Source organism: Deltaproteobacteria bacterium CG11_big_fil_rev_8_21_14_0_20_49_13, assembly GCA_002796305.1.
Taxonomy (GTDB): domain Bacteria; phylum UBA10199; class UBA10199.
In genome coordinates this window covers 36752-37588 of the sequence record PCWZ01000043.1, presented here as the reverse complement: position 1 = coordinate 37588, position 837 = coordinate 36752, and the positions used below count along the sequence as shown (strand labels likewise).

1 protein-coding gene is annotated in these 837 nt (G+C 35.5%); it reads left to right on the top strand.

The features are described 5' to 3' along the window. Nucleotides 1–837, top strand: an 837-nt coding sequence (locus COV46_03725) for a hypothetical protein (protein PIR17588.1), incomplete at both ends; no start/stop codon positions are given.

Genomic DNA, 837 nt, shown 5'->3' with positions numbered 1-837 from the left:
TGATAATATTCTTTATCTCAATTTCGAGGATTACCGTCTGGTCGATGTTAACACCGCAAAGAAATTGGGCGATGTTTATTCTGTTTTTTTGTCGGATGTGGCAAAAAAAGGCCGCAAACTGGTTTTATTGGATGAAATCCAGAATGTTACCGGTTGGGATAAGTTTGTAAGAACAATGTATGAGAAAGATGATGAGACGAAGATTATCTTGACCGGCTCTAATTCCGAGCTCTTGTCCGCTGAAATTGGTTCTAATTTGGCCGGCAGATATATCGAATTTTCTATTTTTCCTTTTAGTTTCAAAGAATTTTTGGAGTATAGTAATGTTCGCATTAAAACCGAATCGGACTATTTCAAACACAAGCCGGATATTGAGAAAGCGTTTGCGGAATATATTAATTTCGGAGGATTGCCGGAAACCTTCGAAATAAACAGCGAAGAGGCCAAATATTCTTATCTGAAAGGCATTATTACAAAAGTGGTTTTAGATGATATAGTAAAACGTTTTGGCGTTGATAATGTGGATGTTTTAGAGAGACTGTTGAATTACATGCTTTCAAATGTGGGCAATACTATTGCGTATACCGGCCTCAAGAATAAGATAAAAACTTTGGGATTTGAAATGAAGGTGGAGACTATTATAAAATACACTAGCTATTTTATAAAATCGTTCGTTATTCTTGAATTGAACAAATTTGACTGGAAACAGAGGAGAATATTTTCGGCGTCGAAAAAATTTTTTGCAATAGATACGGGTTTAACCAGCTTATACAGACCCGGACGCGAAAATTTTACAATGAAACTGGAGAACCTTGTTTTTTTAAATGCAAAAAGAAG